Origin of the sequence: Mycolicibacterium gadium (assembly GCF_010728925.1) — a bacterium.
Taxonomy (GTDB): Bacteria; Actinomycetota; Actinomycetes; order Mycobacteriales; family Mycobacteriaceae; genus Mycobacterium; species Mycobacterium gadium.
Map to the genome: position 1 here is coordinate 4971498 of NZ_AP022608.1, position 22379 is coordinate 4993876.

Annotated in this window: 28 protein-coding genes; 23 read left to right on the forward strand and 5 right to left on the reverse strand. The window is 66.8% G+C overall.

The window, feature by feature from the left end; all coding sequences use genetic code 11:
* Positions 1-3: 3 nt before the first annotated feature.
* Genes hemC through G6N36_RS24585 form a run of 7 tightly spaced genes read left to right on the forward strand, consistent with a single transcriptional unit; the run spans position 4 to position 5237 of the window.
* Positions 4-945, forward strand: coding sequence for a hydroxymethylbilane synthase (gene hemC, locus G6N36_RS24555; protein ID WP_163689361.1), 942 nt, complete (start codon positions 4-6; stop codon positions 943-945).
* A gap of 30 nt (positions 946-975) precedes the next feature.
* Entirely contained in the window at positions 976-2658 is a 1683-nt protein-coding gene (locus G6N36_RS24560; protein WP_163689362.1) for a bifunctional uroporphyrinogen-III C-methyltransferase/uroporphyrinogen-III synthase, read from the forward strand.
* 21 nt (positions 2659-2679) lie between these two features.
* Complete coding sequence (gene hemB / locus G6N36_RS24565) at positions 2680-3660, forward strand: porphobilinogen synthase (RefSeq protein WP_163689363.1); 981 nt, start codon at positions 2680-2682, stop codon at positions 3658-3660.
* Positions 3657-4070 carry a hypothetical protein gene (locus G6N36_RS24570; protein WP_163689364.1) on the forward strand — a complete coding sequence of 138 codons (414 nt, stop codon included), beginning with the start codon at positions 3657-3659 and terminating at the stop codon, positions 4068-4070. Before hemB ends, G6N36_RS24570 begins: the two co-directional genes overlap by 4 nt.
* Positions 4071-4090: 20 nt before the next feature.
* The gene (locus tag G6N36_RS24575; RefSeq protein ID WP_163689365.1) at positions 4091-4483 is read left to right on the forward strand and encodes a hypothetical protein; all 393 of its coding nucleotides are present in this window, start codon (positions 4091-4093) and stop codon (positions 4481-4483) included.
* Complete coding sequence (locus G6N36_RS24580; RefSeq protein ID WP_163689366.1) at positions 4480-4971, forward strand: transport-regulating membrane protein Mce1N; 492 nt, start codon at positions 4480-4482, stop codon at positions 4969-4971. Before G6N36_RS24575 ends, G6N36_RS24580 begins: the two co-directional genes overlap by 4 nt.
* Entirely contained in the window at positions 4968-5237 is a 270-nt protein-coding gene (locus G6N36_RS24585; RefSeq protein ID WP_163689367.1) for a hypothetical protein, read from the forward strand. The genes G6N36_RS24580 and G6N36_RS24585 overlap by 4 nt, the downstream gene beginning before the upstream one ends.
* Before the next feature lie 11 nt (positions 5238-5248).
* On the opposite strand, the gene G6N36_RS24590 is transcribed toward G6N36_RS24585, so the two are convergent.
* On the reverse strand, positions 5249-6649 hold the full coding sequence (locus tag G6N36_RS24590; RefSeq protein WP_264001248.1) for a WS/DGAT/MGAT family O-acyltransferase: 1401 nt from the start codon (positions 6647-6649) through the stop codon (positions 5249-5251).
* A 122-nt stretch (positions 6650-6771) separates the two neighbouring features.
* Between G6N36_RS24590 and G6N36_RS24595 the strand changes: the two genes are divergently transcribed.
* The 5 genes from G6N36_RS24595 to G6N36_RS24615 are packed head-to-tail and all read left to right on the forward strand — an operon-like array spanning position 6772 to position 10437.
* Entirely contained in the window at positions 6772-7629 is an 858-nt protein-coding gene (locus G6N36_RS24595) for an oxygenase MpaB family protein (protein WP_163689368.1), read from the forward strand.
* On the forward strand, positions 7616-8212 hold the full coding sequence (locus G6N36_RS24600) for a TetR/AcrR family transcriptional regulator (protein WP_163689369.1): 597 nt from the start codon (positions 7616-7618) through the stop codon (positions 8210-8212). The genes G6N36_RS24595 and G6N36_RS24600 overlap by 14 nt, the downstream gene beginning before the upstream one ends.
* Before the next feature lie 44 nt (positions 8213-8256).
* Positions 8257-8568, forward strand: coding sequence for a hypothetical protein (locus tag G6N36_RS24605; RefSeq protein WP_163689370.1), 312 nt, complete (start codon positions 8257-8259; stop codon positions 8566-8568).
* Between the two features lie 19 nt (positions 8569-8587).
* The gene (locus tag G6N36_RS24610) at positions 8588-9073 is read left to right on the forward strand and encodes a pyridoxamine 5'-phosphate oxidase family protein (protein WP_163689371.1); all 486 of its coding nucleotides are present in this window, start codon (positions 8588-8590) and stop codon (positions 9071-9073) included.
* Positions 9070-10437, forward strand: a complete 1368-nt coding sequence (locus G6N36_RS24615; protein ID WP_163689372.1) for a cytochrome P450 — start codon at positions 9070-9072, stop codon at positions 10435-10437. The genes G6N36_RS24610 and G6N36_RS24615 overlap by 4 nt, the downstream gene beginning before the upstream one ends.
* Here the strand turns inward: G6N36_RS24615 and G6N36_RS24620 are convergent.
* Positions 10434-10814: a nitroreductase family deazaflavin-dependent oxidoreductase gene (locus G6N36_RS24620; RefSeq protein WP_163690880.1), complete on the reverse strand. Its 381-nt coding sequence runs from the start codon at positions 10812-10814 to the stop codon at positions 10434-10436. The two genes, G6N36_RS24615 and G6N36_RS24620, sit on opposite strands and share 4 nt — an antisense overlap.
* 23 nt (positions 10815-10837) lie before the next feature.
* Between G6N36_RS24620 and G6N36_RS24625 the strand changes: the two genes are divergently transcribed.
* Genes G6N36_RS24625 through G6N36_RS24660 form a run of 8 tightly spaced genes read left to right on the forward strand, consistent with a single transcriptional unit; the run spans position 10838 to position 18422 of the window.
* On the forward strand, positions 10838-11224 hold the full coding sequence (locus G6N36_RS24625) for a PNPOx family protein (RefSeq protein ID WP_163689373.1): 387 nt from the start codon (positions 10838-10840) through the stop codon (positions 11222-11224).
* 50 nt (positions 11225-11274) lie between these two features.
* Positions 11275-12591: a glutamate-1-semialdehyde 2,1-aminomutase gene (hemL, locus tag G6N36_RS24630; RefSeq protein ID WP_163689374.1), complete on the forward strand. Its 1317-nt coding sequence runs from the start codon at positions 11275-11277 to the stop codon at positions 12589-12591.
* Positions 12588-13196, forward strand: a complete 609-nt coding sequence (locus G6N36_RS24635) for a histidine phosphatase family protein (protein ID WP_163689375.1) — start codon at positions 12588-12590, stop codon at positions 13194-13196. Before hemL ends, G6N36_RS24635 begins: the two co-directional genes overlap by 4 nt.
* On the forward strand, positions 13193-13804 hold the full coding sequence (locus G6N36_RS24640; RefSeq protein ID WP_163689376.1) for a TlpA disulfide reductase family protein: 612 nt from the start codon (positions 13193-13195) through the stop codon (positions 13802-13804). Before G6N36_RS24635 ends, G6N36_RS24640 begins: the two co-directional genes overlap by 4 nt.
* Positions 13801-14601, forward strand: coding sequence for a cytochrome c biogenesis CcdA family protein (locus G6N36_RS24645; protein ID WP_179964862.1), 801 nt, complete (start codon positions 13801-13803; stop codon positions 14599-14601). Before G6N36_RS24640 ends, G6N36_RS24645 begins: the two co-directional genes overlap by 4 nt.
* A complete protein-coding gene (resB, locus tag G6N36_RS24650; protein ID WP_179964863.1) occupies positions 14598-16259 on the forward strand; it encodes a cytochrome c biogenesis protein ResB in 1662 nt (553 codons plus the stop codon). The genes G6N36_RS24645 and resB overlap by 4 nt, the downstream gene beginning before the upstream one ends.
* Before the next feature lie 16 nt (positions 16260-16275).
* Positions 16276-17250, forward strand: coding sequence for a c-type cytochrome biogenesis protein CcsB (gene ccsB / locus G6N36_RS24655; protein ID WP_163689378.1), 975 nt, complete (start codon positions 16276-16278; stop codon positions 17248-17250).
* 14 nt (positions 17251-17264) lie between these two features.
* A complete protein-coding gene (locus tag G6N36_RS24660; RefSeq protein WP_163690882.1) occupies positions 17265-18422 on the forward strand; it encodes a MinD/ParA family ATP-binding protein in 1158 nt (385 codons plus the stop codon).
* A gap of 13 nt (positions 18423-18435) precedes the next feature.
* On the opposite strand, the gene G6N36_RS29450 is transcribed toward G6N36_RS24660, so the two are convergent.
* Positions 18436-18591 carry a hypothetical protein gene (locus G6N36_RS29450; RefSeq protein WP_165799741.1) on the reverse strand — a complete coding sequence of 52 codons (156 nt, stop codon included), beginning with the start codon at positions 18589-18591 and terminating at the stop codon, positions 18436-18438.
* Between the two features lie 48 nt (positions 18592-18639).
* Here G6N36_RS29450 and G6N36_RS24665 point away from each other — a divergent pair, with 48 nt between their 5' ends.
* Positions 18640-18948 carry a DUF4229 domain-containing protein gene (locus tag G6N36_RS24665; RefSeq protein WP_163689379.1) on the forward strand — a complete coding sequence of 103 codons (309 nt, stop codon included), beginning with the start codon at positions 18640-18642 and terminating at the stop codon, positions 18946-18948.
* The gene (locus G6N36_RS24670) at positions 18945-19979 is read left to right on the forward strand and encodes an aminotransferase class V-fold PLP-dependent enzyme (protein ID WP_163689380.1); all 1035 of its coding nucleotides are present in this window, start codon (positions 18945-18947) and stop codon (positions 19977-19979) included. The genes G6N36_RS24665 and G6N36_RS24670 overlap by 4 nt, the downstream gene beginning before the upstream one ends.
* Positions 19980-19993: 14 nt before the next feature.
* On the opposite strand, the gene G6N36_RS24675 is transcribed toward G6N36_RS24670, so the two are convergent.
* The gene (locus tag G6N36_RS24675) at positions 19994-20779 is read right to left on the reverse strand and encodes a response regulator transcription factor (protein ID WP_163689381.1); all 786 of its coding nucleotides are present in this window, start codon (positions 20777-20779) and stop codon (positions 19994-19996) included.
* 53 nt (positions 20780-20832) lie between these two features.
* Between G6N36_RS24675 and G6N36_RS24680 the strand changes: the two genes are divergently transcribed.
* Positions 20833-21198, forward strand: coding sequence for an ester cyclase (locus G6N36_RS24680; RefSeq protein WP_163689382.1), 366 nt, complete (start codon positions 20833-20835; stop codon positions 21196-21198).
* Positions 21199-21210: 12 nt separating this feature from the next.
* Here the strand turns inward: G6N36_RS24680 and G6N36_RS24685 are convergent, their stop codons facing one another.
* Complete coding sequence (locus G6N36_RS24685; RefSeq protein ID WP_276067374.1) at positions 21211-22374, reverse strand: sulfotransferase family protein; 1164 nt, start codon at positions 22372-22374, stop codon at positions 21211-21213.
* Positions 22375-22379: the final 5 nt, after the last annotated feature.

The following is a 22379-nucleotide window of genomic DNA, read 5'->3' on the forward strand; positions in this document are numbered from 1 at the left end:
AGCTTGACTGTAATCCGGATAGGCACCCGGGGCAGCCTGTTGGCGACGACCCAGGCCGGTCTCATCAAAGACGCACTCGAGGGCAGAGGTCACGCCGCCGAGTTGGTCATCGTCTCGACCGAGGGCGATCGATCCGACGCCCCGGTGGCCGAGATCGGTATCGGCGTGTTCACCGCGGCGCTGCGGGAAGCGATTCACGACGGCCGGGTGGACATGGCGGTGCACTCCTACAAGGATTTGCCGACCGCGCCCGACGAACGCTTCAAGATCGCTGCGATACCCCCGCGAGAGGACGCTCGCGACGCCCTGGTGGCCCGTGACGGCCTGGTCCTGGGGGAGTTGCCTGCTGGGTCGGTCATCGGCACATCGAGCCCGCGACGGGCCGCGCAGCTTAGAGCATTGGGTCTCGGTTTGGAAATCCGCCCCCTAAGAGGCAACCTTGACACCAGGTTGAACAGGGTAAGCAATGGTGATCTCGACGGCGTCGTCGTCGCCCGAGCGGGTCTGGCCCGCATCGGACGGCTGGCCGATGTCACCGAGACTCTGGAACCGGTGCAGATGTTGCCAGCGCCGGCTCAGGGTGCCCTCGCGGTCGAGTGCCGCGCAGGCGACACCGAGCTCGCCGCGCTGCTGTCGGAGTTGGACGACGCCGACACCCGCGCAGCGGTCACGGCGGAGCGGGCCCTGCTCGCCGCACTGGAGGCGGGTTGTTCCGCGCCGGTGGGTGCGATCGCCGAGGTGGTCGAGTCCATCGACGAGGACGGCCGGGTCTTCGAAGAGGTGTCGTTGCGCGGTTGCGTGGCGACGCTGGACGGATCCGACGTGATCCGTGCGTCCGCGGTAGGGACTACCGATCGGGCACGGGAGCTGGGGCTCTCGGTGGCCGAGGAGTTGTTCGAGCTGGGGGCGCGCGAGCTCATGGCGGAACGCGACGGCAGTAGCTAGAGCTGCGACAAGCATCGAGGTGAGTGATAGATGACAGGCCAAGGGAGCGGGCGAGGGCGTAAGCCGAAGCCGGGCCGCATCACGTTCGTCGGTTCGGGCCCGGGCGATCCGGGTCTGCTGACGACGCGGGCCCGCACGGTGCTAGCCAACGCCGCCCTGGTGTTCACAGATCCCGACGTGCCGGAAGCGGTGCTCGCCCTCGCGGGTTCTGAGCTGCCGCCGCCGTCGGGCCCCGAACCCGCCGATCCGCCGGCACCCGTCGACGGCGACGCAGCCGGGAATGTGGCACCCACGATTTTCCCCAACTTGCGCGGGGGTCCAGGCGGTCCCGACATCCGGCCCGCGCTGGGCGATCCGGCCGAAGTCGCCAAGACGCTGGCGGCCGAATCGCGCGCCGGCGCCGACGTCGTGCGTCTGGTGGCTGGTGATCCACTTTCGGTGGATGCGGTGATCACCGAGGTGACGGCGCTGGCGAAGACGCACCTGGATTTCGAGATCGTGCCGGGCCTGCCCGACACCACCGCGGTGCCCACGTATGCGGGCCTGCCGCTGGGGTCGGCGCACACCGTCGCCGATGTCCGCGGCGACGTGGACTGGGAGTCCCTGGCCGCGGCGCCGGGACCACTGATCTTGCACGCCACCGCATCTCACCTTCCCGATGCGGCGCGCACGCTCATCGAGTACGGCCTCGCCGAGAACACCCAGACCGTGGTGACCGCGAACGGTACGACGTGCCAACAGCGTTCGGTCGAGACGACGCTGGCCGGGCTGTTGGACAAGGCGACACTGGCCGGTGCAGAGTCCTCCGGTCCGTTTGCCGGGCCGCTGGTGGTCACGATCGGCAAGACCGTCGCCAACCGCGCCAAGCTGAACTGGTGGGAGAGTCGCGCTCTGTACGGCTGGACCGTATTGGTGCCGCGCACCAAGGACCAGGCCGGCGAGATGAGCGAAAAGCTGGTGTCCCACGGCGCATTGCCGATCGAGGTGCCGACCATCGCCGTCGAGCCGCCGCGCAGCCCCGCGCAGATGGAGCGCGCGGTCAAGGGCCTCGTCGACGGACGGTTCCAGTGGGTCGTGTTCACCTCCACCAACGCGGTGCGTGCGGTGTGGGAGAAGTTCAACGAGTTCGGCCTCGATGCCCGCGCATTCTCCGGAGTGAAGATCGCGTGCGTCGGTCAGGCGACCGCCGATCGGGTGCGCGCTTTCGGTATCAACCCCGAGCTGGTACCTGTCGGTGAACAGTCGTCGATCGGCTTGCTCGACGAGTTCCCCCCGTACGATGACGTGTTCGATCCGGTGAACCGGGTGCTGCTGCCACGCGCCGACATCGCCACCGAGACGCTGGCCGAAGGTCTGCGTGAACGCGGTTGGGAGATCGAGGATGTCACCGCGTACCGCACGGTGCGGGCGGCACCGCCGCCGGCGCAGACGCGCGAGATGATCAAGACCGGTGGTTTCGACGCGGTGTGCTTCACCTCGAGTTCAACGGTGCGCAATCTCGTCGGCATCGCCGGCAAGCCGCACGCACGCACGATCGTGGCGTGCATCGGGCCCAAGACCGCTGAAACCGCAGCGGAGTTCGGCCTGCGTGTCGATGTGCAGCCTGAGGTCGCCGCCGTCGGTCCACTGGTCGAGGCGCTCGCCGAGCACGCAGCCCGGTTGCGCGCCGAAGGTGCGTTGCCCCCGCCGCGTAAGAAAAGTCGTCGCCGCTAACGCAACAGAAGGTGGCCTTGCATGTCCTATCCGAGTCACCGTCCCCGTCGGCTCCGGTCGACACCTGCGCTGCGTCGGCTGGTCGCGCAAACCTCTTTGGAGCCAAGGCATCTGGTGCTGCCGATGTTCGTTGCCGACGGGATTTCGGAATCGCGGCCCATCGCGTCCATGCCCGGCGTCGTACAGCACACCCGTGACTCGTTGCGCCGCGCCGCCGCCGAGGCGGTCGCCGCGGGCGTCGGCGGTCTGATGCTGTTCGGTGTGCCGCGCGACGAGGACAAGGATGCCGGCGGGTCGGTCGGGGTTTCGGCGGACGGCATTCTCAACGTGGCGCTGCGGGATCTGGCGAAGGACCTCGGCGAGGACACGGTGCTGATGGCCGACACCTGCCTCGACGAGTTCACCGATCACGGTCACTGTGGTGTCCTCGACGCCACCGGCAGGGTCGACAACGACGCGACCAATCGGCGCTACGTCGAACTTGCTGTGGCACAGGCTGATTCAGGTGCGCACGTGGTCAGCCCCAGTGGCATGATGGATGGGCAGGTGGGGGCCATCCGCGCCGGTCTGGACGCGGCCGGCCACATCGACACCGTGATCCTGGCCTACGCTGCCAAATTCGCTTCGGGCTTCTACGGTCCGTTCCGGGAGGCGGTGTCCTCGAGCCTGCAAGGCGACAGGCGCACCTATCAGCAGGAGCCGGGCAACGCCCGCGAAGCGCTGCACGAGGTGGACCTCGACATCGACGAGGGAGCCGACATCGTGATGGTCAAGCCCGCGATGGCCTACCTCGACGTGGTCCGCGCGGTCGCCGACATCTCGCCGGTGCCGGTGGCCGCCTACCAGGTGTCCGGCGAATACGCGATGATCTGCGCCGCGGCCGAGAAGGGCTGGATCGACCCGCAGACCGTCGCGCTGGAGACGTTGACCGGCATCCGCAGGGCAGGCGCCGACATCGTGCTGACGTACTGGGCGGCCGACGTCGCCGCCTGGCTGGCGTGACGCCTCCGGTCGAGCCCTCCGGCCGGCCGGTGGACGTCGACACCGGATTCTGGCTGTGGGTGGCCTCTCTACCGCTGCTGTTGGTCGGCCACATCATCGACATGGTCGCCACCCCTAATGATCGGTTGCCCACTGCGGTGTTGGTGCTGTCGATACTTTTCGTCGTCGTGCTGGCGGCGGTCGTGCTGACCTTCCAGATCCTGATGCGCCACGGCTACCGATGGGCTCGCACGGTGCTGACCGGCGGTGGGGTCGCGACGGTCGTGTACGTCGCGACGAACCTCTTCACGGTCCGGCCCACCGTCGCGGCGATGGTCTACGCGGTCAGCGGCATCCTGGGATCGGTCCTGATCGCGGGCGGGGTGTTCCTGTTGCACCGCAAGAACGCCCACGCGTTCTTCACGCGGTGAAGCGTTACGCTGGCCCGACCATGACAGCTCAACAGTCGCGACCGCGTGTCGTGTCCGCCGGGTTCTGGTGCTGGGCGGCCGGCGCGGTGCTGCTGGTGGCATTCGGGCTGCTGCTCGCATTCTCGCCGGACGCCATCCCCTCGCTGTTCCGCGGCATGGGGGCGCTGTTCGCCGCATCGGGCCTTGGCCTGGGATTTCTGGCCGGCCGGGCCCGCCTGGGCGACGAGCGGTTCCGGCGCGCGGCCATCGCACTGTCGCTGGCGGTTGTGGTGGTTCTCGCGCTCTTTGCGCTGTACAGCCGCGGGCCGATCTGGTTGCTCATCATGATTCTGACCATGGTCGGCGCCGTCCTGATGATGCGGCCACCCGCACTGGAGTGGTTCGCACTCGACCAGAAAGACGAGCCCACGTGACGGACACCGGTTCGCCGCCCCAGGTCCTGTTCTACGAGCCGGGTGCCACGTGGTGGTGGATCCTGGCCGGCCCCGTCGCGGGCATCTCCATGGCGCTGATCCAACTCTCGGCCGGCTACGGCATCCAATGGCTGGTGCCGGGCATCTTCTTCGTCCTCGTGACCGGGTTCTTGTGGATCCAGATCAAGGCGGCCCGGATCCACACCTCCGTGGAACTGACACCGGATCATCTGCGCCAGGGCGAAGAACGCATCAGCATCGACGACATCGTGCGGATCTATCCCGAGGCCACCGGCGCTGAAACGCCGAAATGGCAGTCGTCGCGCGCACTCGGCGAACTCACCGGGGTGCCACGTGGACGTAAGGGCATCGGCCTCAAGCTGACCAACGACCGCGGTGCCCAGGCATGGGCACGCAAGCATCAGCGGTTGCGGACCGAACTGATCCGACTGGTCGAGGAACGCATCCCGCCGGAGCCTAGGCCGTGACGGGGCGCGCTGTCGTCCAACTGGTGTTGGCAGCCGCTGCGGCCGTCGGCTGTGTGCTCAGCTGGCTGGCCGCGGTCACGACGGTCGAAGTGCCCCCGATCATCGAGGGTGAGCCGATGACCACGTCGGCGGTTTACAGTGCGCCCCTGCTGAGTTTGGCTCTGCTGCTGGCGACCGTCGCGGGCGTGCTTGCCGTGCTGGGGGTCGCGGGGTGGCGCCGCGTCCATCGCGCTCGAGCCGAGAGTGCAGCCGCAGTCCCTGTGTGAGCGACATTCGCTCAGGCCAGCTTGTCCAATTCGTCAAGCGCGTCACCGGTGTACACCGCGAGGCGCTGCAGGTGTGGCAGGGCGTCCCGGCATCCGATGAATCCGAAGTTCAAAGTGTCGGCGTAGCTCTCCAGCGTGATGTTGAGCGCCATACCGTGCATCGGAATCGAAACCGGATAGGTGGCTTCCAGACGGCTTCCGTTGAGATACAAGGTTTCTCGCGGCCCGGGAACGTTGCTGACGCACAGGTTGAATGTGAAGGGCAACGGTCCCCTGACGCCCGTCATCGCACTGGCGAGCTGCAATGCCGTCGGCGCCATCAACGCCGCGGTGTAGGCCAGCACCTCGGACTGTGACATGTTCTGCAGCTGACCCTTCGCCGCGCGCGTCGCCGCGGTGATCGCGTGCAGCCTTTCGACCGGGTCGTCGATGTCGGTGCCCATCGTGGTCAAGATCGTCCCCACCGCGTTACCACCGCCGACGTCGTCCTTGGGTCGGATGTTGACCGGCAGAAATGCGACCAAGGGTTTGGCGGGCAATTCCCCGAGTTGATCGAGAAACGCGCGGAGTCCCCCGCCGATGATCGTGAGCGCGACATCGTTGACGGTGGCGTCGTGCTTGCTGCCGATGCTCTTGAGGCGCTCGAACGGGTATACCTGGGTGGCGAACCGGCGATTGCGACTGATGTGCTTGTTCAGGATCGAATGCGGCGCCTGGAACGAGTTGGTGATGTGCCCATACTCGTCGTCGCTGCGGATTTGAGTGTTGTACAACGCCTTTCCGACGTTGACCACCGACTGAGCGCCGCCGACGGCGCCGCCCAGCAAGCCGCCGACCAGACTCATTATGGGATTGCGGGCCGGCGCAGGTGCCTTCGAGCGCTTCTTCGACGGCGGGCCGACGTTGAAGAACAGCGGCTGATCCCGCAGCGTCGGGTCGGTCGACATGCTTCGCTCGAGGATCTTGTTCCCCGTGTACCCGTCCACCAACGAGTGGTGGATCTTCATGTAGATCGCGAACCGCCCGCCCTCGAGCCCTTCGATGAAGTGCAATTCCCACGGCGGCCGGGTGAAGTCGATGTTCTGGCTGTGCAGCCGGGAGACCAGGATGCCCAGTTCGCGCTCGTCGCCGGGACTCGCGAGCGCCGACCGGCGGACGTGGTAGTCGATATCGAACTTCTCGTCTACGACCCACGACTGGTCCGGCCGAAACAGCATGCGCGGATGGGACAGCTTGAGATTCCAGGGTTCGACGACGTCGAGGTCCCGAGTTTCCTCGAACATCTGGCGCAGATAATTGGCCGGCGCGTCGGCCGGCGGGGTGAATGGCATCAGCGCGGCGACGTGCATCATCGAGCTGGGAGTTTCGCCGTACAGGAAGATCATGTCCTGCGGACTCAGACGCTTTGCCACCGGCGCTCCTTGATTGTCGAAAGCAGAGGCTTCCGACGATATGCCTGCGGACGCATTCAAGTGCGACGGGCATCACACCCGCAGCGGTTGGTACAAAGTTCGAAATTTGTAACACTGTGCACATGACCGATTTGGCCGAGAATGCCGAACAGACGCTCGACGCCCTGCCATTGGGTCCGGACTCGCTGGTCTGGCGGTATTTCGGCGACAATCGGATGTACCTGATCGGGCCTCGGCCCGCCGTCCTGCAGAACATGCTCGCCGAACTCGGCCAGGGCGTGCTGGACCATTCGGTGTTCTTCGCCGACACCGCCGCCCGGGTCAAGCGGTCGCTGCCACCGATCTTCATGACGGTCTATGGTGCCGACGACGACAACGAGGGGACCCGGGTCCGCGACTTTCACACCAACATCAAGGGCGAGATGCCGGACGGCTCCCGCTACCACGCGCTGGATCCGGACACGTACTTCTGGGCGCACGCCACATTCGTCGAGCAGGTGCTCTACTTCGCCGATACGTTCGTCAAGCGATTGACCCGTGCGGAGAAGGAACAGATCTACCTCGAGTCCAAGACGTGGTATCGCCGCTACGGCGTGAGCGAGCGGCCGATGCCCGCCGACTACGACGAGTTCGAGCGGTATTGGAACCGGATGATCGACGAGATCGTCGTCGCACATCCGACCGCCAAGTACGGCGTCGGCTATGTCACCAAGGGCTTCCCGCGCCCCAAAGGAGTCTCGCCGGTGCTGTGGCGGCTGATCGCGCCCGTCTTCAACCCCGTGGCCGCGTTCCTCACCACCGGCGGCATGCCGCCGCGGACCAGGGACCTGCTCGGGCTGCCGTGGAGTGAGCGCCAAGAACGCCGATACCAGCGCTTCGCCGCGCTGTGGCGCACCCGGGCGGTGAACTGGCTGTGGGATCATCTGCCAATGCGGTTGCGCTACAACACGTTCGCCCAGACCGGCTATGCCAGGGCCTGACCCCACGACGGAAGCGATCCTCGACGCCGCCGTCGTCGAGTTCGAACAACACGGATTCCGCCGGGTTGCGATCGACGATGTCGCACGGCGCGCCAAGGTCAGCCGCACGACCATCTACCGGCGGTTCCGCAACAAGGACGAGTTGGTCGCGGCCGTCATCGAACGCGAGAACGTGACGCTGTTCGCCGACATCGCCAACGAGCTGAAACAGGCGGGCCCGCAGGCGAACTATTACGTCGAGGCATTCACCCTCGCGATCCTGAAGTTTCGCAGGCACCGCGTCCTCGACCGCATGATCAGGGACGAGCCGGCGCTGGTCCTCGAACTGGCGGCTCAGCACCACGGTGCCGCGATCGTCCGAATGGCCGAGGCGTTGCGGGTCATCTTCCCGGCCGGCTTCGCCCAGCGGATCGGTGAGCGGGCCGTCAACGAATTCGCCGACACGATTCTGCGGTATGCGGCGATGGCGCTGCTCCTGCCCAGCGCACAACCGCTGGACAGCGCTGACGACATCCGGGCGTTCGCCACGCAGCACTTCCTCCCCAGCCTTCCTGCCGCGCTGCGCACCGTTCTCGCTGGTTAGCGCCCCCACTGTTTGATGGATCACACCACCGGGCAAACAGTGGCATGAGTACTGAACAGCAGGGCACTGACGAGCTACAGAGCACACGAGAGCGCCGCGAGTCCGAACCGAAAACCGACGAACACCATCAGGTCGTCGACGCGCCCGATCCGCCGGAACCCACCGAGAAGCCGGAGGTCACCGACGAGCACAAAGAAAAAGCCAAGGAGATGCGCAAGGACTACGAGGAGGAGCAGGAGACGGTCGTGATGCCCGGGACCGACGGCGCAGTGTCGGGTACCGCGGTGAACGAGTGGATCGACGACGACGGGAACCCGAAGTTCAGCGACGAGAGCAACAAGCAGGACAAAACGTAGACCGCGTTAGAGTTCCGGCGTGACCTCTCTCGAGAAGATCGCGCCCGCGTTCATCGAGATGGCCCATTCGATCGTGTGGGCCTCCGCCGCCACCGTCGATGCCAACGGCCATCCGCGCAGCCGGGTGCTCCACCCGATCTGGGAGTGGGACGGCACCGACCTGTTCGGCTGGGTCGCGACGGTGCCGAGTCCGGTGAAGAAGGCGCACCTTGCCGTGCATCCGCAGATGTCGCTGAACTACTGGACCCCGAGCCAGGACACCTGCAGCGCCGAGTGCCTCGTCGAGTGGTATCTCGACGACGAGACCCGCGCCGCGGTCTGGGGCAAATTCGCCAATGCTCCGGCACCGGTGGGCTATGACCCCCGGGTCATTCCGCAATGGGAGAAGGGGCCAACTTCCGAGGATTTCGCCGCGTTGCGGCTAGCCCCGTACCGGCTGAGAGTCATGGCCGGAACGGTCATGCTGAAAGGTGAAGGCGCACCGCTGTTTTGGAGTGCGGAGTGACCTCTACCGTCGACGTCAGCACCCTGCCGTTGGTGCCGAAGAATCCCCTGCCGATCCATCGGCTGGTGAAGCTGGTGCGCAGGCTGGACACCGGGCAGGAAGTCATCCGCGATGCCGGTGGCCCCATCACCCGCATCCAGTTCGGACCGAAGAGCTTCATGCCGCCGATCGTGGCGGTGATGTCGCCCGAAGCGATGCGTGATGTGTTGGGGCGCAGCGACGCATCGTCGGACCGGTGCGTCATCCACGACGAGGTGCGGAACATGGCGGGCGACAGCCTGTTCGTGCTGCCCAACGAACAGTGGCGCCCCCGTAAGCGGGCGCTGCAACCGGTGTTCACCAAGTACAACGTCCGTAACTTCGGCGGTCACATGTCCCGCGCCGCACAGCATTTCGTCGATCGCTGGCCGGCGGGCGGCGATGTGGACCTCGACGTGGAATGCCGAAAGATCGCCATGCAGTCGTTGGGCCGTTCGGTGCTGGGTGTCGACCTCAACGAACGTGCCGACACGATCGCAAACTGTATGCATGTAGCGTCCGCCTACACCGCCGACCGGGCGTTACGGCCGGTGCGCGCACCGCGGTGGTTGCCGACACCGGCGCGCCGCCGGGCCAGCGCCGCGGTCCGGAAAATGCGCACGATCACCGATGAGATGGTGCGGGCCTGCCGCGCGGATCCCACCCGGCACGCGCCGCTGGTGCAGGCTCTGCTCGCGGCGACCGATCCGGAAACCGGGCAACCGATCTCGGACGACGACATCTCCAATGACCTGCTGATCTTCATGCTCGCCGGCCACGACACCACCGCGACGGCGCTCACGTACTCGTTGTGGATCCTGGGCCACCATCCCGACGTCCAGGACCGGGTGGCCGCCGAGGCGGCGGCCATCGGCGATCGAGAGCTGACACCCGACGACGTGCCCGCACTCGGCTACACGGTGCAGGTGCTGCACGAAGCGCTGCGGCTGTGTCCTCCCGCGGCGGGTGTCGCGCGGCTGGCGACTCGCGATATCGCGGTCAATGGATACCGAGTGCAGGCGGGCAGCCTCATCGCCGTGGGCATCTATGCGCTGCACCACGATCCGACGTTATGGCCCAATCCGATGGACTTCGACCCCGACCGGTTCAGCCCAGAGAACGTCAGGACCCGCGATCGCTGGCAGTTCCTCCCGTTCCTCGGCGGTGGGCGCCCCTGCATCGGCGAACATTTCGCACGGCTGGAAACCACGCTGGCGCTGGCCACCATCGTCCGGGCGATGAAGGTCAGCTCGCTGGACGAGGACTTCGCCTGCGAGGTGCCGTTCACCACGGTTGCCAAGGGGCCCATCCGCGCGCGCGTCGACCCGCGGCACGCAGGCCGCTAGACCCTGGTTAGCAGCACGGCCTGCTCGAACGGTAGCCGCGCGAAGACCAGCCGCCCCAACCCTGTCACCGACGGCGCCGCTTGGGCCTTCGGCACGACCAGCGGATCGCGCACCTCAAAGTTTCTGCCGTAACGCCTCATTCGGCCGCTACCGGCCGCGGTGATGTTCTTGAGCCAGTCCCGGTCGGGTCCGTACGTCAGCAGGATCGCCACACCGTCCTCGGTGGAGAACACCGTCAGCGGGGTGCGGTACCGCTTTCCCGATTTGCGGCCGACATGCTCGAGAATTCCCATCGTCGGCGCCCAACCCGCCCACAGCCGCTGGATCGGATTGGTCACGTGCCTGTTGAACCGCGCGAGCCATTGCGGTAGTTGCATGTCGACCATCAAACTCGGACGGTATGGCGTACCTCAAGCCCCCGTGGTTCACGCGGGCGATATTCAACAAGATCGCGATGGCGACCGGTGTCGGCGGCAGCCAAACTCTGATCGTGACCAAGCGCCTCAGCAGGCAACCGCAGCAGATCCCGGTGGTCGTGCCCGAGGTCGACGGGGTCAAGTACCTCGTGTCCACGCGCGGCGAGGCGGAGTGGGTGAAGAACGTGCGTGCCATACCCGAGGTCATGGTCGGCGACCGGAAGTACGCCGCCCAGGAGATTCCGGTCGAGCAGCGGGCACCCGTCATCGCCGCGTACCGCCCGCTGGCGGGAAAAGTCGTCGAGGGGTACTGGCGCCAGCTGCCCGATGACGCCGATCACCCGGTGTTCGCGCTGACGCCGAAGGGCTGACCACTACACCCTGTAGTTGACGCATTTGGCCCGGCTGGGAGACTGGTGGCATGCGCAGCACCTCCTCAGCGACGGCGACCTCCGCTGCGCTGTTCACCGACGCATGCGCGCTCATCCCAGGTGGGGTGAACTCCCCGGTCCGGGCGTTCAACTCGGTCGGCGGCACCCCGCGGTTCATCACCTCGGCCAGTGGCTACTGGCTCACCGACGCCGACGACAACAAATATGTCGACCTCGTGTGCTCCTGGGGACCGATGATCCTCGGGCACGCACACCCCGCCGTCGTCGAAGCCGTCCGACGTGTCGCCGCCAACGGCCTGTCGTTCGGTGCCCCCACCCCGTCGGAGACCGAGCTCGCCGCGGAGATCATCGGGCGCATCGCGCCCGTAGAGCGGATCCGCCTCGTGAACTCCGGTACCGAGGCCACCATGAGCGCGATCAGGCTCGCCCGCGGATACACCGGCCGGGCCAAGATCATCAAGTTCTCCGGCTGCTATCACGGCCACAGCGATGCCCTCCTCGCCGACGCCGGGTCCGGTGTCGCCACGCTCGGCCTGCCCTCGTCGCCCGGTGTCACCGGCGCCGCTGCAGCCGACACGATCGTCATGCCGTACAACAACGTCGCCGCGATCGAGGACATCTTCGCTCAGTTCGGCGACGAGATCGCCTGCGTCATCACCGAGGCCAGCCCAGGCAACATGGGCACAGTCCCGCCGCTGCCCGGCTACAACGCGGCGCTGCGACGCATCACCGCCGACCACGGCGCCCTGCTGATCTCCGACGAGGTGATGACCGGATTCCGGGTCAGCCGATCAGGTTGGTACGGAATCGATCCCGTCGATGCGGACCTTTTCACGTTCGGCAAGGTCATGAGCGGCGGCCTGCCCGCCGCGGCGTTCGGGGGAAGGGCGGAGGTGATGGAACGACTGGCTCCGCTCGGACCCGTCTACCAGGCAGGCACCCTGTCGGGTAATCCGGTGGCGATGGCCGCTGGGCTGGCCACGCTGCGCGCGGCCGACGACGCCGTATACGCAAGCCTGGACGCCAACGCCGACCGCCTCGACGGACTGTTCGCCGCGGCGCTGACCGAAGCCGGTGTGGCGCACCGGGTTCAGCGCGCCGGCAACATGCTCAGCGTGTTCTTCACCGAGCAGCCGGTGACCGACTTCGCGTCAGCGCGGGCGTCGGAAACCTGGCGCTTCCCCGCCTTCTTCCACGGGCTGCTCGACGCGGGGATCTATGCGCCGCCCAGCGCATTCGAAACCTGGTTTGTCTCAGCCGCTCTGGATGACGACGCATTCGACCGCATCGCCGCCGCCCTGCCGAGCGCCGCGCGTGCCGCAGCGGAAGCGACACCGCCCGTATGACCGAGAACACGGTAGTGCACGTGATGCGCCACGGCGAGGTGCACAACCCGGAGAAGATCTTGTACGGCCGGCTGCCGGACTACCACCTCTCGGACCGGGGTCGGGCCCAGGCGCAGGCGGTCGCCGACTGGTTGGCGGAGCGCGACATCACCTACGTCGTGGCATCGCCGTTGGAGCGCGCACAAGAGACCGCCGCGCCGATCGCGGGCGCGCACGATCTGCCGATCGACACCGACGGCGATCTGATCGAGTCGACGAATATCTTTCAGGGCCAACGGGTATCGCCGGGCGACGGTGCGCTGCGCAATCCGAAGAACTGGTGGCACCTGCGGAATCCGCGGCAGCCGTCGTGGGGTGAGCCGTACCGGGAGATCGCCGAACGGATGACGGCGGCGCTGGAGCGGGCCCGCCTCGAGGCGGCCGGTCATGAAGCGGTGTGCGTCAGCCACCAGCTGCCGGTCGAGACATTGCGGCGCGCCATGACGAAGCGCAACCTGCATCACTTCCCGACCCGGCGGCTGTGCAACCTGGCTTCGCTGACCTCCTTCTACTTCCACGACGATGCCTTCGTCGGTTGGGGTTATGCGGAGCTGGCCGGGCAGTGAAGTCGTTGGTGGCGGTGCTGGTGGGCGCGTTGTGCATCGCGCTCGCCGGCTGCTCCACCGGCACCGACGCCGTCGCGCAGGGCGGCACGTTCGAGTTCGTCGCCCCCGGCGGTAAGACCGACATCGCCTACGACCCGCCCGACAGCCGCGGCCGCCCCGGCCCGTTGTCCGGTCCCGACCTGATGGATCCCAACAGGACCATCTCGCTCGACGACTACGCGGGCAAGGTCGTCGTGATCAACATCTGGGGACAGTGGTGCGGGCCGTGTCGGACCGAGATGCCCCAGTTGCAGCAGGTGTACGACGCGACGCGCGCGCAGGGCGTCGAGTTCCTCGGCATCGACGTCCGCGACAACAACCGGCAGGCCGCGGTCGATTTCGTCATCGACCGCAAGATCACGTTCCCGTCGATCTACGACCCGCCGATGCGGACGATGATCGCGTTCGGTGGCAGATACCCCACCACCGTCATCCCCTCGACGGTGGTGCTGGATCGCGAGCACCGCGTCGCCGCGGTGTTCCTGCGCGAACTTCTCGCCGAGGACCTGCAACCGCTCGTGGAGCGCCTGGCCGCCGAGACGCCGGAGCCGGGTAAGGGCGGCGCGTGAGTCTCGACCAGATCGACGAGCTGATGGCGGGTGGTCCGGTCCTGCTGGCCTTCCTCGTCAGCGCACTCGCCGGGCTGGTGTCGTTCGCCTCTCCGTGCGTGGTGCCGCTGGTGCCGGGCTACCTGTCCTACCTCGCCGCCGTCGTGGGTGTGGAGGACCGGTCCGCACCGGACACCTCGACGGGGGAGAAGGGCGTCGCGGTCCGCACGGCGCGGGTGCGCGTCGCAGGAGCCGCAGCGCTGTTCGTCGCCGGGTTCACCGCGGTGTTCGTGCTCGGCACCGTCGCGGTGCTGGGCATGACGACGACACTGATCACCAATCAGCTTCTGCTGCAACGTATCGGCGGCGTGATCACCATCATCATGGGCCTGGTGTTCGTCGGCTTCATTCCGGTCTTGCAGCGCGACACCCGGTTCGCGCCGCGTCAGCTCTCCACGCTCGCCGGTGCTCCGCTGCTCGGCGCGGTATTCGCGCTCGGCTGGACGCCGTGCCTGGGACCGGCGCTGACCGGCGTCATCGCGGTGGCGTCGGCGACCGACGGCGTCAACGTGTGGCGGGGCGTGGCACTGGTCATCGCGTACTGCATGGGACTGGGAATCCCGTTCGTGCTGCTGGCATTCGGCTCCGCGCGTGCCGTCCAGGGCATGGCGTGGCTGCGCAGACACGCGCGTGCCATCCAGATCTTCGGCGGCGTGCTGCTCATCGCCGTCGGCATCGCGTTGGTCACCGGACTGTGGGGCGACTTCGTGTCCTGGGTGCGCGACGCGTTCGTCAGCGACGTGACGTTGCCGATATGACCGACACCCAGGCGCGAGAAGACGTAAAAGTGCCTAAAAATGGCAGAAAAAGGGCAACTTTGCGTCTGCTCGCGCTAGCACGCAACACCTGGCGCACGTTGACGTCGATGGGCACCGCTTTGGTGCTGCTGTTCCTGCTCGCGCTCGCGGCGATCCCGGGTGCGCTGCTGCCGCAGCGCAGCCTCAACGAGGCCAAGGTCACCGAGTACATCGCCGAGCATTCGACGATCGGCCCGTGGCTGGACCGCCTGCAGGCGTTCGACGTGTTCTCCAGCTTCTGGTTCACCGCCATCTATGCGCTGCTGTTCATTTCACTCGTCGGCTGCCTGACACCGCGGATGATCGAGCACGTCCGCAGCATGCGCGCGGTCCCGGTGGCGGCGCCGCGAAACTTCGCCCGGCTGCCGAAGCACCACACCGCCACGGTGACCGGCGAGGCGCAGGCATTGGCGACGGCGATGACCGGCCGGCTGCGGGGGTGGCGCAAAGTCACGACCGTCCGCGACGACAGCGTCGAAATATCCGCCGAGAAGGGCTATCTGCGCGAGTTCGGCAACATCGTCTTCCACTTCTCGCTGCTCGGCCTGCTCGTCGCGGTGGCCGCAGGCAAGCTGTTCGGCTACGAGGGAAACGTCATCGTCGTTGCCGACGGTGGGCCGGGTTTCTGCTCGGCGTCACCGGCGGCGTTCGACTCGTTCCGCGCAGGCAACACCGTCGACGGCACGTCCCTGCATCCGATCTGCCTGCGGGTCAACGACTTCCAGGCCGACTATCTGCCCTCCGGACAGGCTGTGTCGTTCGCCGCGGATGTCGACTACCAGGCCGGGGCGGACCTGACCTCGGACACCTGGCGGCCCTACCGCCTCGAGGTGAACCACCCGCTGCGGGTCGGCGGCGACCGGATCTATCTTCAGGGCCACGGCTACGCCCCGACGTTCACCGTCACTTTCCCCGACGGGCAGACCCGCACCCAGACGCTGCAGTGGCGACCCGACGATCAGATCACCATGCTGTCCTCGGGTGCGATGCGCTTCGACCCGCCGGCGGGCACCTACCCCGACGCGGACGAGCGGCGGAAGAACCAGATCGCCATCCAGGGCCTGTTCGCGCCGACCGAGCTGCTCGAAGGCACGCTGCTGTCGTCGAGCTTCCCCGCACCCAACGACCCGGCCGTCGCCATCGACATCTACAAGGGTGACGCCGGCCTGGACACCGGCAGACCGCAATCGCTGTTCACCCTCGACCCACGCCTCATCGGGCAGGGCCGGCTGACCAAGATGGCCAGGGTCAACCTCGGCGTCGGCGAGTCGACCAGCCTCGACGACGGCACCGTCGTGCGGTTCGACGGTGCCGTGCCGTTCATCAACGTCCAGGTGTCACACGACCCCGCCCAGATCTGGGTGCTGGTGTTTGCGCTGACCATGATGGCCGGTCTGCTGGTGTCCCTCGTGGTGCGGCGACGGCGGATCTGGATTCGAATCGCCCCCGGTGGGCCGGGTACCGTGAGCGTCGAGCTGGGCGGGCTGGCCCGTACCGACAACTCTGGTTGGGGCGACGAGTTCGAGCGGTTGACCGAGCGCCTGTTAGCCGGGGCCGACGATGCGCAGCGAGAGGAACCCGAGATGACCGAGCGAGAAGCGAAGCGGGATCGCGCATGACGAACGCCGAGCGCCCATGAACACCGACCACATCGACATCGGCCTGGCCAAATATTCGGACTGGGCTTTCACCACGTCGGTCGTGGTGCTCGTCGGTGCCCTGCTCCTGCTTGCCGTCGAGCTGGCGTACAGCCGAAGCCGCAAGGTCATCGAGCGTGAGGCGGTGGGTGCAGGTGTCGGCCCCGGCGGCGGCGGACCGGGCATCGTTGTCGAGCGGCCGCGGCGCAGTGTCGACGAGCGGATCGGCGGAGCGGGTCTGGCACTGACGTATCTCGGCATCGCCCTGCTGCTGATCTGCATCGTGCTGCGCGGTATGGCCACCTCGCGCGTGCCGTGGGGCAACATGTACGAGTTCATCAACCTGACGTGCTTCTCCGGCCTGGTGGCCGCGGCCATCGTGTTGCGCCGCCCCCAGGTCCGCGCGCTGTGGGTTTTCGTGCTGGTTCCGGTGCTGATCCTGCTCACGGTGTCGGGCCGCTGGCTCTACACCAACGCCGCTCCGGTCATGCCCGCGCTGCAGTCCTACTGGCTGCCCATCCACGTTTCGGTGGTCAGCCTCGGCTCGGGTGTCTTCCTCGTCGCGGGCGTCGCGAGCATCCTGTTCCTGCTGAAGATGTCCAAGCTGGGGGAGTCCGATCGAGAGGGCGTCGTCGCCCGCGTCGTCCAGCGACTGCCTGACGCGCAGACGCTGGACCGCATTGCGTACCGGACGACGATCTTCGCGTTCCCGGTGTTCGGCTTCGGTGTCATCTTCGGCGCGATCTGGGCCGAAGAGGCGTGGGGTCGCTACTGGGGCTGGGATCCCAAGGAGACGGTGTCGTTCATCGCATGGGTGATCTACGCCGCGTACCTCCATGCCCGCTCGACGGCCGGCTGGCGTGACAAGAAAGCCGCGTGGATCAACGTCGCCGGCTTCATCGCGATGGTCTTCAATTTGTTCTTCATCAACCTCGTGACGGTGGGTCTGCACTCGTACGCCGGAGTTGGCTAGAAGGGGACGAGAAGCTGGATACGGACGCTAGCGCACCGAGAAACTCCGCTGGCTCAACGGGATTTCGTGGCCAGAATCGGTTTACGAACCCGGCGGAGGACGCGCCGCAGGACTGGGCCGCGCCGACGCCGCCCACCGGGTTGCCGCTGATGGTCCCGCCGACACCGACACCGACACCGCCGGCCGCGGCGCCACCGCCGGCCCAGGATCCGGCGCCGTATCTGGATCTGTCCACGGTGGCGCTGCTCGGACAGCGCAAGCGGGCCCCGTCGGTCGGCTGGCGCAAATGGCTGTATTTGGCGTCGTTCAAGTCGATCAACGTGGGCGAGAGTCCGAAGGTGATCCACCGTGACTCTCTGATCGCGCAGGCGCAGCAGCCGCTGCGCGGCTGCCACCGCATCGCCGTCCTGTCGCTCAAGGGTGGGGTCGGCAAGACGACCGTCACCGCGACCCTCGGTGCCACGCTGGCGTCGGTCCGCGGCGACCGCGTCATCGCCGTCGACGCGAACCCCGACCGCGGCACGTTGAGCCAGAAGGTTCCGCTGGAGACGCCGGCGACGGTCCGTCACCTATTGCGCGACGCCGAGGGCATCGAGGCCTACAGCGACGTGCGCGCGTACACCTCGCAGGGCGCGAGCCGGCTGGAGGTGCTGGCGTCGGAGAGCGACCCGGCGGTGTCGGAGGCGTTCAGCTCCGACGACTACACCCGCACCCTCGAGGTCCTCGAGCGGTTCTACAGCCTGGTGCTCACCGACTGCGGCACGGGCCTGATGCATTCGGCGATGGCGGCGGTGCTGGCCAAAGCGGATGCGTTGATCGTCATCAGCTCCGGATCTGTCGACGGCGCCCGAAGCGCGTCGGCCACCCTCGACTGGTTGGACGCCCACGGGCACGAAGATCTGGTGCGCGATTCGATCGCGGTCATCAACGCCGTGCGGCCGCGCTCCGGCAAGGTCGACATGAACAAGGTCGTCGATCACTTCACCCGGCGCTGCCGGGCCGTCTTGCAGGTGCCGTTCGACCCGCACCTCGAAGAGGGCGCCGAAATCAGCCTCGAGAGACTGAAGCCCGAGACGCGGGAGGCGCTGCTGGAACTGGCGGCAGTGGTGGCATCGGGCTTCCCGGGCGCGCGGCGCGATCCGAAGCCGGAAGGTCGGCCTCGTCGAGCTTGATCTGAACCGGCGGCTACCGCGGCTTGTTCTCAGGGCCGAGTCGGCGCAGGAAATCAGGATCGTCGTCCGGGCCGATGGTGCGGGGCCGCGGAGTCGCGTTCGCGCGCATCAGCCGGTAGCCCACATAGACCAGGGCGGCCAAGACGAGAATCGCGAACAGGTAAATCACAACAAACCTCCTTGCTCCGAATATACGCGTCGTCGGTAGGCTCGGGCCGTGTCTGATAGTCGGCCGGGATCTCGCCTCGTCGCAGACCTGGTGCTTTACGTGCTGGCCCGGTTGCTTCTCGTCGTCGCGTTGACCGCGGTGATCGTCGGAGCGGCCCACGTGCTCGGGGTGCGCGAGTTTCCGCTCGTGGTGGCGCTTCTGTTCGCCGTGGTGATCGCGTTGCCACTGGGTATCTGGCTCTTCGCCCCACTGCGCCGTCGCGCCACCGCCAGCATTGCGCTACTCGACGAACGTCGTCGCAAGGACCGCGAGCAACTGCAGGCCAGACTTCGTGGCGACGAGCCTCCCACGCCATGACGCGGGAAGCATTCGGCGCCGAATTCCTCGGGGCCGATGGATTTCTCAACTCACCCACCTATGGCCTGCCGCCGCAGTTCCTCGTGGACGCATTGCTGGACTGCATCGGCAAGTGGCAGAACGGGACGATGGACGTCCCCTCGTTCGACGCCCACGTCGCCGCCGGACGTGAAGGCTACGCCGCGCTGACGGGCCTCCCCGCCGGCTCGGTGGCGATGGGCAGCACCGTCTCCTCAGCGCTGGGGCTGGTGGCCGCGGCCATCCCCGACGGTGCCCGTGTCCTCACGCTGCCGGGTGAGTTCACCAGCACCACATTTCCGTTCGCCGCCCAGGCGCGACGCGGGGTCACCGTCACCGAGCTGCCCGCCGACGAACTGGTCACGGCGGCAGCCGATTTCGACGTCGTTGCCGTGAGCCTGGTGCAGTCGGCAAACGGTGTGGTGCTCGACATCGATGCGCTGCGCAGCCACGTTGCCGGCACCGAGACGCTGACAGTTATCGACATCACGCAGGCGCTCGGATGGAAGCGCGTCGAGCTGGGCTGGGTCGACGTCACCGTCGCGGCGGTCTACAAGTGGCTGCTGTCGCCTCGCGGTACGGCGTGGGTTTCGTTGAGCGACAGAGTAAGTCGCGCGATGACGCCGCACGCCGCCAATTGGTACGCCGGCGTTGACCCTTGGCAGACGATATACGGGCTGCCGCTCCGGTTGGCGGAGGATGCTCGCCGGTTCGACCTGTCGCCCGCGTGGTTCAGCGTCCTGGGCGCCGGACTCGCTATGCCGTGGCTGGCCTCCCTTGACGGCGACGCCGTGCAGTCGCACTGTCTGGGGCTCGCCAATCGTCTGCGCACCGAACTGGGTCTGCCGCCGCACGATTCGGCGATCGTCTCGCTGCCTATCGAGGGTGCGGCCGAGGCACTTCAGCGGGCAGGTATCCGCGCGTCTGTCCGCGCCGGGGCGATTCGGGTGGGTTTTCATCTCTACAACAACGACGACGACCTGGACCGGTTGGTCGACGCGCTACAGCCCTGATGGAACCCCATCGCTCAGCGCGCCTCCAGAAAGGTGATGACGGCCCGGACCCTGCGGTGATCGTCGCCGGTTTCGGGCAGGCCCAACTTGGCCAGGATGCTGCGGACGTGCTTTTCGACGGTGCCCTCGGTGACCCACAGGCGTCGCGCAATGCCCGCGTTGGAGCGGCCCTCCGCCATCTGCGCCAGTACCTCCAATTCGCGCGAACTCAGCACACCGAGTGGGTCGTTACGCCGGCGCGTGGACAGGAGTTCGGCGACGACCGCGGGATCCACCACCGACGCTCCCTTCGTGATGCGCGTGAGCGTGTCGATGAAGTCGCTTACATCGGTGACGCGGCTCTTCAGCAAGTAGCCGATCGCGCGATCGCCGCCGAGAAGCTCCATCGCATGGTCGACCTCGACATGGGCCGACAGTACGAGGATGCCGGTGTCCGGCGACTCGGCGCGGATCGCGCGGGCCGCGTCGAGTCCTTCGTTGGTGTGGGTTGGCGGCATGCGGATATCCACGATCACCACGTCGGGTCTGTGGGTGCCTACCAGCGACAGCAACTCCACGCCGTTGGCAGCCTGCCCGATCACGTGAAAGCCCGATCGGTCCAACAGACTGGCCACACCTTCGCGCAGCAACACGTCGTCGTCGGCGATGATCACCCGAGCCCCGGCCCTCTCGGCCTCCTGTACTGCCACCGCCACCAGCACACCGGACCACGAGTGCGCCGACAATGCAGCTAGCAGGCATTCCTGGGTCGGGGTGGCGGGGAACAGCTGTGGGCCGGGTCGTCGTGCGTTGGCTGGCATCGCGCTCCCGAACTTCTGGCTTATTTTTGCCGTTGACGGGGTAGTAAATCCGCATGTCTTCAACGAAGGAGTGCGCGAGCTCTGCGAAGGAGCTTTACGGGCGCTGGCTGGACGAACTGTGGGCGGGCAAGCCGGTGGCGAACGACCTGGTGTCCGAAGATTTCGTCGGGCACTGGCCGGACCATGAGGTCCATGGGCCCGACGAGTTGAACGCGATAGTGGACAAGACCAGGTCGATGCTGACCGATCTGCAATTCGTCATCGACGTGGAACCGTTCGTCGAACGCGACATGTTGGCGGCGCGCTGGATCGGGACGGGCGCCACGCCGGACGGTCCGAAGCGATTCACTGGCAACGACATTCTCAGGATCGCCGACGGCCGAGTGGTCGAGTACTGGACCGGAACCTCGACAGGCTGACCTTCGGGTCCGTCACGCCAGGAAGCGTTCGGTATACGGGGCGAACCGGGCCCGCATGTCGCTCTCGTCGAGCCCGAACATCTCGGCTGACGTAGCGATACGGCCGAGCCGACCGCGCTGGTGTCCGGCGAGGTAGTCCTGGATCGAGGTCCGTGCATCGTCGGCCAGCGGCTCTCCCGCGAGGTCGTAAATCCGTTCGACGACGCCCATTTCGTCGGCCATGAAGTCGTCGAAGCGGACATCGACCGAGCGGTCCGGCGCTATGACGGCACGGTCGCGAACCAACGCGTTGAGCATCAGCTCGAGACGATCGATCCACGTCGCCGCAATCTCGCGCACCGGCACCGGATAGCAGTGCATGCGGGCGCTGTAGGTCAGCATCGTGAGCATGGAGAGCACGACGGGCACCGGGTCGCGATGAGTGAACACGACGATCACCCCGGGGAAGACGGCGTCCAGGACCGGCAGCTGCTCCAGGTGTTGCGGGGACTTGAGCAGCCAGCGCCGTCCGCCGCGCAGGAACTGCAGCGCCTTCAGCTGAACGGCGAGGTATTCGTAATGCGACGTCTGATCGTGGGACAGGTAATAGTCGCGCCACGCCGGCACATGACCGAGGGTCTCGAAGAGCATCGTCGAGAAGTCGTTGGCCAACAGCTGAATCTCTTCGTGCACATGGTCTGTGGTCATCTCGTGCATCAGCGCGAAGTGGGGCATCACGATGTTCATCACCTCGACTGCGACGTCCATTCGCGTCCTGCGGGGATCCGGCTCGATGCCCGCCTCCGACGGTAGGGGGAACGGCTCGTTGCTCTCCCAGTAGGGGATGGTGCGAAACGTAGGCGCCGCGCCGAGGAGATTGTGCAGATGGGTGGTTCCGGTGCGGGGGAGTCCGGCGATCACCACCGGCGGAGCGAGCTCGATGTCGTGAATCTCGGGATGGCGGGTCAGTAGGTCGGTGAGCAGGAGCCTGTTCTTCAGCCACTGCAATAACTGGGCGTGGAAGTTGACGATGCCCGCGTCATGCATGCCCGGAATGTCCTGCAGCGCTGCAAGAAACACATCGAGGCGTTCGCGGTAGTCGTCGGCGCCGAAATCGTCGAGTCCGGTTTCGGCGGCGGCCTTGGTGTGCAGCGCGTCGGCGTCCAGCGGGCAATCCGCCGCCGTCGCCCCCATCATCTCGC

Coding starts and splice junctions, on each gene's coding strand:
- G6N36_RS24560 (WP_163689362.1), top strand. CDS start 976: ATGACAGGCCAAGGGAGCGGGCGAGGGCGTAAGCCGAAGCCGGGCCGC.
- hemB (WP_163689363.1), top strand. CDS start 2,680: ATGTCCTATCCGAGTCACCGTCCCCGTCGGCTCCGGTCGACACCTGCG.
- G6N36_RS24575 (WP_163689365.1), top strand. CDS start 4,091: ATGACAGCTCAACAGTCGCGACCGCGTGTCGTGTCCGCCGGGTTCTGG.
- G6N36_RS24595 (WP_163689368.1), top strand. CDS start 6,772: ATGACCGATTTGGCCGAGAATGCCGAACAGACGCTCGACGCCCTGCCA.
- G6N36_RS24600 (WP_163689369.1), top strand. CDS start 7,616: ATGCCAGGGCCTGACCCCACGACGGAAGCGATCCTCGACGCCGCCGTC.
- G6N36_RS24605 (WP_163689370.1), top strand. CDS start 8,257: ATGAGTACTGAACAGCAGGGCACTGACGAGCTACAGAGCACACGAGAG.
- G6N36_RS24620 (WP_163690880.1), bottom strand. CDS start 10,814: ATGCAACTACCGCAATGGCTCGCGCGGTTCAACAGGCACGTGACCAAT.
- G6N36_RS24625 (WP_163689373.1), top strand. CDS start 10,838: ATGGCGTACCTCAAGCCCCCGTGGTTCACGCGGGCGATATTCAACAAG.
- hemL (WP_163689374.1), top strand. CDS start 11,275: ATGCGCAGCACCTCCTCAGCGACGGCGACCTCCGCTGCGCTGTTCACC.
- G6N36_RS24635 (WP_163689375.1), top strand. CDS start 12,588: ATGACCGAGAACACGGTAGTGCACGTGATGCGCCACGGCGAGGTGCAC.
- resB (WP_179964863.1), top strand. CDS start 14,598: ATGACCGACACCCAGGCGCGAGAAGACGTAAAAGTGCCTAAAAATGGC.
- ccsB (WP_163689378.1), top strand. CDS start 16,276: ATGAACACCGACCACATCGACATCGGCCTGGCCAAATATTCGGACTGG.
- G6N36_RS24670 (WP_163689380.1), top strand. CDS start 18,945: ATGACGCGGGAAGCATTCGGCGCCGAATTCCTCGGGGCCGATGGATTT.
- G6N36_RS24675 (WP_163689381.1), bottom strand. CDS start 20,779: ATGCCAGCCAACGCACGACGACCCGGCCCACAGCTGTTCCCCGCCACC.
- G6N36_RS24680 (WP_163689382.1), top strand. CDS start 20,833: ATGTCTTCAACGAAGGAGTGCGCGAGCTCTGCGAAGGAGCTTTACGGG.
- G6N36_RS24685 (WP_276067374.1), bottom strand. CDS start 22,374: ATGATGGGGGCGACGGCGGCGGATTGCCCGCTGGACGCCGACGCGCTG.